The organism is Pseudomonas sp. (assembly GCF_041601375.1).
Classification (GTDB): domain Bacteria; phylum Pseudomonadota; class Gammaproteobacteria; order Pseudomonadales; family Pseudomonadaceae; genus Aquipseudomonas.
This window is the reverse complement of the sequence record NZ_JBFIIG010000251.1, coordinates 1-4,953: the sequence shown is the minus strand read 5'-3', so window position 1 is coordinate 4,953 and position 4,953 is coordinate 1. Positions and strand designations below refer to the sequence as shown.

Here is a 4,953-nt window from a genome sequence, read left to right as displayed (position 1 = left end):
CTGCCTGGCCAACCAGGCGATGAACTACCTGACCACCGGCGTGGCGCCGCGCCGGCTGGGCAATGCCCACCCGAACATCGTGCCCTACCAGGACTTTCCCACGGCCGACGGCGACATCATCCTCACGGTCGGCAACGATGGGCAGTTCCGCAAGTTTTGCGAGGTCGCCGGCCTTGCGGCTTTGGCCGTCGACCCGCGCTTTTCCACCAATCAGGCCCGCGTCGCCCATCGCGCCGAACTGATTCCGCTGATCCGCCAGGCCACCGTGTTCAAGACCACCGCCGACTGGCTGGCGGGCCTGGAACAGGCCGGCGTGCCCTGCGGGCCGATCAACGACCTGCAGCAGGTGTTCGCCGACCCGCAGGTGCAGGCCCGCGGCCTGCGCGTCGAACTGCCCCACCCGCTGGCCGGCAGTGTGCCCCAGGTGGCCAGCCCGATTCGCCTGTCGGCGACCCCGGTGCAATACCGCAACGCCCCGCCGTTGCTCGGCGAACACACCGAGCAGGTGCTGCAGCAATGGCTGGGCTTGAGCCTGGAGCAGATAGCCGAACTGCGGCGGGCCGGGGTGCTCTAGCGGGGACAGCGGGGACCTAGGCGCAAGGCCTTGTAGCCCGACCTGCGCGGCCAGTCCCCTATAGGCTCTGCGCTCGCCCGATCGCTTTCGTGGACCAGTCCCCTCCCACAGCAGGGCGACAGCCGTGAGGCAGTGGCCTGGCCTGCAGCATGCCCCGGCATCCTCGAGGACAGCGGCCGAGCGGGTGATTGAACCGCTAGCCCGGCTTCAGGCCGAGCAGTAGCAGGCGTTGGCGGCGCCGGGTTGTGCCGGCTTTTCGGCGAGCAGGCGCATCACGTAACCCACTTTCAACAGCGTCGGGCCGAGAATCGTCAGGCTGTGGGCGCCTATCAACGTGCCCAGGCTGAGGTGTTCGGCCCAGCCGTAGGCGCCGAGCACGCCCAGCAGCAGGGCGGCGCCACCGATCGACAGCAGCTGGTTGGACAGGCGCAACAGGCGTTGCGGGCAATCGAACAGATTCATCACGGTGCTCCTGTTGATGAGGCCGCCCGGCGCAACCGCGGCGGGCGGGTCAAGCTCAGCGGTTGTGAACATATCGAGCGCCACGGCGGGCGCCTGGAAACTCCCGCAGTAGGCGAGAGTTCTTTCACCGCCTCTCAGGCCTCCAGCGCGCTGGCCGGACCGAAGAACTCGTAGTGGCTCTGCTGCTCCGGTACGCCGAGTTCGCGCAGGTGCTTCTTCACCTGGGCCATGAAGGGCTTGGGGCCGAGGAAGTAGGCGTCCAGGTCACGTTCTTCCGGCAGCCACTCGGCCAGTTGCTCGCGGGTCAGCAGGCCCTCGGCATGGCCCCGGTCTTCGTCGCGCGGTTCGCTGTAGCAGACAAAGTGCCGCACCTGCGGGTGGGCCTGGGTCTGCGCCTCGACCCAGTCGCGGAAGGCGTGCACGCCGGCGTGCCGGGCGCAGTGGATGAAGTGGATCGGCCGGCCGTGATCGCGCGCGGCCTCGAGCATGCTCAGCGCCGGGGTGATGCCGACGCCGGCGCTGATCAGCACCAGCGGCTTGCTCGACTCGCGCAGGACGAAATCGCCGGCCGGCGGGAACAGTTCCAGGCGGTCGCCGACCTGCACCCGGTCGTGCAGATGGTTGGACGCCTTGCCGCCGGGCTCGCGCTTGACGCTGATGCGGAACTCGCGGCCATTGCCGCGGGCCGACAGCGAGTAGTTACGGCGCACTTCCTCGCCATCCAGTTGCAGGCGGAGGCCGATGTACTGGCCCGGCTGGAACTCGAGCAGCGCGCCGCCGTCTTCCGGCACCAGGTGCAGGGAGACGATCTCCTCGCTTTCGACGATCTTTTGCGCCACCCGGAAGTCGCGGGCGCCGCGCCAGCCGCCGCTTGCTGCGGCATTGGCGGCGTAGGCGTTCTCTTCGGCGTCGATCAGGATCTGCGCCAGCTGGTCATAGGCGGCGCCCCAGGCGTCGATCACCTCGTCGGTGGCGATCTGCGCGCCGAGCACCTCGCGAATCGCTCGCAGCAGGCAGCTGCCGACGATCGGGTAGTGTTCGGGCAGGATCTGCAACGCCACATGCTTGCTGACGATCTGCCCGACCAGCGGGCCGAGCGCTTCCAGGCGGTCGATATTGCGCGCGTACATCAGCACGCCGTTGGCCAGTGCGCGTTGCTGGTCGCCGCTGGCCTGATGCGCCTGGTTGAACAGCGGGCGTACCTGCGGGTATTCGCCGAGCATCAGTTGGTAGAAATGCCGGGTCAGGGCTTCGCCGCCGGTTTCCAGCAGCGGCACTGTGGCCTTGATCAGGGTGCGTTGTTGGGCAGTGAGCATTGAGGGGGTCCTGGGTGGCGATGCAGCCTGAGGCGCGCGGACGATTAGCGAGAAGCGTTCGGCCGATGTGATCAGGCGTGCTAAGTTCATGGTGCTTAGGCTATTACACAACTCGTGCCAGTTTTATAGTCCAATAATTTCAATGACTTGCGTACCATGTTGTCTTTATGACTGCTGGTAGAGTCGAGTCCTAATGACACTGAGTGGTCTTTATGACAGCAAACCCGTTGCTGACGGCCTTGATCCCGCTGGTTGCCGATCTGTCCCGCGAACTGCCCGAGGCCGAGCGTTATCGCCGCCTGTTGCTGGCCCTGCGCGAGCTGTTGCCATGCGATGCGGTGGCCTTGCTCAGGCTCGAGGGCGAGGTGCTGGTGCCCCTGGCGGTCGACGGTCTGAGCGCCGACACCCTCGGCCGGCGCTTCAAACTCGCCGAGCATCCACGCCTGCAGGCGTTACTGGCGCAGCGGGGGCCGACCCGCTTCGCCATGGACTGCGGCCTGCCGGATCCCTACGACGGCCTGGTCGAAGGCCATCGCGGCCACCTCGAGGTGCATGACTGTCTGGGCTGTCCGCTGTACCTGCAGGACCAGTTGTGGGGCCTGCTGACCCTCGACTCGCTGGACCCGGCCCGCTTCGGCAGGGTCGACCTGGATAGCCTGGCCGCGTTCGCCAGCCTGGCCGCCGCCACCGTGATGGCCAATGAGCGCATCGCCCAGTTGCTGCGCCGGGTCGAGGACGAGCATCGGCTGGCCGAGGTCTACAAGCAGGCTGCCGACCAGCATCGGCCGCGCGAGCTGATCGGTCAGAGCCCGCTGCACAAACGCCTGCAGGAGGAAATCGCGCTGGTCGGCGACAGCGAGCTGACGGTGTTGATCAGCGGGGAAACCGGGGTCGGCAAGGAACTGGTGGCCGAGGCCATCCATGCCGCATCGGCGCGGGCCAGGCGGCCGCTGATCAGCCTCAACTGCGCGGCATTGCCCGAGACCCTGGTCGAGAGCGAGTTGTTCGGCCACGTGCGGGGCGCTTTCTCCGGCGCGGTCAACGAGCGCAGCGGCAAGTTCGAGCTGGCCGATGGCGGCACCCTGTTTCTCGATGAGGTCGGCGAGCTGCCGGTGGTGGTGCAGGCCAAGCTGCTGCGGGTGCTGCAGAGCGGACAGTTGCAGCGGGTCGGCTCGGACCGCGAGCACCGGGTCAATGTGCGGGTGCTGGCGGCGAGCAACCGCGACCTCGCCGAAGAGGTGCGCGCCGGGCGCTTTCGCGCCGACCTCTATCATCGCCTGAGCGTGTACCCGCTGAAAGTCCCGGCGCTGCGCGAGCGCGGCCGCGACGTCCTGCTGCTGGCCGGTTACTTCCTCGAGGAGAATCGCTCGCGCCTGGGGCTGCGCAGCCTGCGCCTGACCAGTGATGCGCAGAAGGCCCTGCTGGCCCACGACTGGCCGGGCAACGTGCGTGAACTCGAGCACCTGATCGGCCGTGCCGCGCTCAAGGCCTTGTCGGCCTGCGCCGAGCGGCCGCGCATCCTCAGCATCGACAGCCAGGCATTGGACCTGCCCCAGCGCGCCAGCGCCGGCGAGCCGCCGCCGCTGGTGCTGGCCGAAGCCGCTGGCGGCGTGCCGCTGCGCGAGGCCGTGGATGCCTACCAGAAGCAGCTGATCGACGCGGCCCTGCAGCGTCACCAGCACAAATGGGCCGACACCGCCCGGGAACTGGGGGTCGATCGCGCCAACCTGATGCGCCTGGCTCGGCGCCTGGGTTTGAAGTGATTCGCTCGATATCGAGGCGCTGGACTGGATGATCGGCTAATCCGCGGCATGCTTTGATGTAGGTCAACGTCGATTGGCCGCCGGGCCTTTAGGTTGGAGCAAGATGCAGCCGCCGAGGGTGTCAGATGCGGTGAGTCTGGCGTATAGCCCAAGCCCAGTTCGCCATCTGCATGCGTGCGCGTAGACGAGCATGCGCAGACGGGAAATCCGGACCTGCTTCATGCGGTGGGCAGGTTCGTTGCGTGGCTTGGCGTACAACGTCGTGGAAATCCGCCCGTATCGCGAGAGGGACAGCATGAGCAGCAAGCAGGGCCTGCGTCTGCCAATCCATCTGGCCAAGCGCCTGAAAGCCTACCTGCGTGCGGCCAGTGCGCTGGCTGGCCGGGGCCGAATCGACTCGGCCGGCACCAGCCTGCAGAGCAGCCGCGAGGAGGTGGAGCGCCTGTTGGCGCTGAGTGAGCCGAACGCCGATACCCGGACGCTCGACGCCTCGTCTCCTGAGTGCGCCGAGGGTTCCGGCCGGCAGCCGGCAGCGACGGCAGTGCCGAATGGCGACGACGATCCCTGCGGGTGACGGTTACTTTGCTTTACTGAGAGCGTGTGAAAGAACGCTGGCGCCGGCGTTCGATATTTTCACAAGCTCTGGGACGGGTCGCCCTTGTCCGGCCATTTCCCGGGGCTTCCTGGCGGCACCATTCCCCGCGCTCAGGTGGCAGACAGATGCTGAAAGTCCAGGGCTTGTGCAAGAGCTATGCGACGCCGCAGGGCGCCCTGCCGGTATTGCGCGGCATCGACCTGGAACTGGCGACGGGTCAGAGCCTGGCCCTGATGGGCGAGT

General features: G+C 67.4%; 5 protein-coding genes and 1 pseudogene. 4 read left to right on the top strand and 2 right to left on the bottom strand.

Annotated features, from left to right (window positions below; translation table 11 throughout):
- The coding region (locus tag ABZE94_RS20350; protein WP_372877882.1) for a CaiB/BaiF CoA transferase family protein at window positions 1-574 on the top strand (574 nt) is incomplete at its 5' end.
- Window positions 575-781: 207 nt separating this feature from the next.
- Here the strand turns inward: ABZE94_RS20350 and ABZE94_RS20345 are convergent.
- The gene (locus tag ABZE94_RS20345; protein WP_372877880.1) at window positions 782-1,036 is read right to left on the bottom strand and encodes a transmembrane sensor/regulator PpyR; all 255 of its coding nucleotides are present in this window, start codon (window positions 1,034-1,036) and stop codon (window positions 782-784) included.
- Window positions 1,037-1,170: 134 nt separating this feature from the next.
- The gene (gene hmpA, locus ABZE94_RS20340) at window positions 1,171-2,352 is read right to left on the bottom strand and encodes an NO-inducible flavohemoprotein (RefSeq protein WP_372877878.1); all 1,182 of its coding nucleotides are present in this window, start codon (window positions 2,350-2,352) and stop codon (window positions 1,171-1,173) included.
- A 212-nt stretch (window positions 2,353-2,564) separates the two neighbouring features.
- Here hmpA and norR point away from each other — a divergent pair, with 212 nt between their 5' ends.
- The 3 genes and pseudogenes from norR to ABZE94_RS20325 form a co-directional block, all read left to right on the top strand.
- Window positions 2,565-4,115 (top strand): nitric oxide reductase transcriptional regulator NorR, encoded by a 1,551-nt coding sequence (gene norR / locus ABZE94_RS20335; protein ID WP_372877876.1) that lies wholly within the window; start codon window positions 2,565-2,567, stop codon window positions 4,113-4,115.
- 295 nt (window positions 4,116-4,410) lie between these two features.
- A complete protein-coding gene (locus tag ABZE94_RS20330; protein ID WP_372877874.1) occupies window positions 4,411-4,689 on the top strand; it encodes a hypothetical protein in 279 nt (92 codons plus the stop codon).
- A gap of 146 nt (window positions 4,690-4,835) precedes the next feature.
- Window positions 4,836-4,953 (top strand): annotated as a pseudogene (locus ABZE94_RS20325) (ABC transporter ATP-binding protein); the annotation flags it as partial.

What these genes read in the sequence shown, in the direction of transcription:
- ABZE94_RS20330 (WP_372877874.1), top strand. Translation starts at nt 4,411, where the DNA reads ATGAGCAGCAAGCAGGGCCTGCGTCTGCCAATCCATCTGGCCAAGCGC.
- norR (WP_372877876.1), top strand. Translation starts at nt 2,565, where the DNA reads ATGACAGCAAACCCGTTGCTGACGGCCTTGATCCCGCTGGTTGCCGAT.
- ABZE94_RS20345 (WP_372877880.1), bottom strand. Translation starts at nt 1,036, where the DNA reads ATGAATCTGTTCGATTGCCCGCAACGCCTGTTGCGCCTGTCCAACCAG.
- hmpA (WP_372877878.1), bottom strand. Translation starts at nt 2,352, where the DNA reads ATGCTCACTGCCCAACAACGCACCCTGATCAAGGCCACAGTGCCGCTG.